The organism is Burkholderia sp. A2, assembly GCF_001729305.1.
In the GTDB taxonomy this organism is placed as follows: Bacteria; Pseudomonadota; Gammaproteobacteria; order Burkholderiales; family Burkholderiaceae; genus Burkholderia; species Burkholderia sola.
On record NZ_LZXX01000054.1, the window covers coordinates 400 to 1,296 of the forward strand.

Annotated in this window: 1 protein-coding gene; it reads left to right on the forward strand. The window is 68.2% G+C overall.

Annotated elements, in window-relative coordinates; translation table 11 throughout:
* Nucleotides 1-378, forward strand: a 378-nt coding sequence (locus tag A9Z05_RS37530; protein WP_256121842.1) for a tryptophan 2,3-dioxygenase family protein, incomplete at its 5' end; no start/stop codon positions are given.
* Nucleotides 379-897 lie beyond the last annotated feature (519 nt).

Consider the following 897-nt stretch of genomic DNA (forward strand, 5'->3'; position numbering starts at 1 on the left):
CAGGTGCGCGCGACGCTCGAGGCGCCGTCGTTCTACGACGAGGTCGTGCGCCTGCTCGCGCGGCGCGGGTTCCCGATCGCGCCCGAGCGGCTCGAGCGCGACTGGACGCAGCCGATGCGGCACGACGAGACGGTCGAAGCCGCGTGGCTCGAGGTCTATCGTCATCCGCAGCAGCACTGGGAGCTGTACGAGATGGCCGAGGAACTCGTCGATCTCGAGGATGCGTTCCGTCAGTGGCGCTTCCGTCACGTGACGACGGTCGAACGCATCATCGGCTTCAAGCAGGGCACGGGCGGCACGAGCGGCGCGCCGTACCTGCGCAAGATGCTCGACGTCGTGCTGTTCCCCGAACTCTGGCACGTGCGCACCACGCTGTAACGCCCGTCATGCGCCCGCGCGTCACGACGACGGGCGGGCGAGTTCCTCCCCTTCGCGCGGCGGTACACGTTCGGACACGGATCCGCCACCGACGAGATCGCCGCGCCCTATCCTTGCGGCGCCGCACCATCCGCTGCGCACATACCGCCTGCCGGCGCCGCTATGGCCTTCTACCGCGCCCGCCAGCACAGTGCTCGACGAACTCGTCGCCCCTCACGCGCGAAGGACGCTAACACCTTTTGCCGCCGGCGCCGCCGCGCCCGCCCTGCCCCGCACGCCGCCGCAGCGCACCATCGAAATGCCGTGTCCGCGCCTTGACTTTCGTTCGGCCGAATACGATCATTCGCTCACACAAAGAGCAAAAGATCGAATTCGACAGGATAGACAGGCAGGAACAGGAGACACGGATGAGCGAATCGCCCTCCGCCCACGCGCCCGTGCTGCTGCACATCGGCGCAGGCTCGTTTCACCGCGCGCACCAGGCGTGGTATCTGCATCGCGTGAACGCGGCCGTGCCGG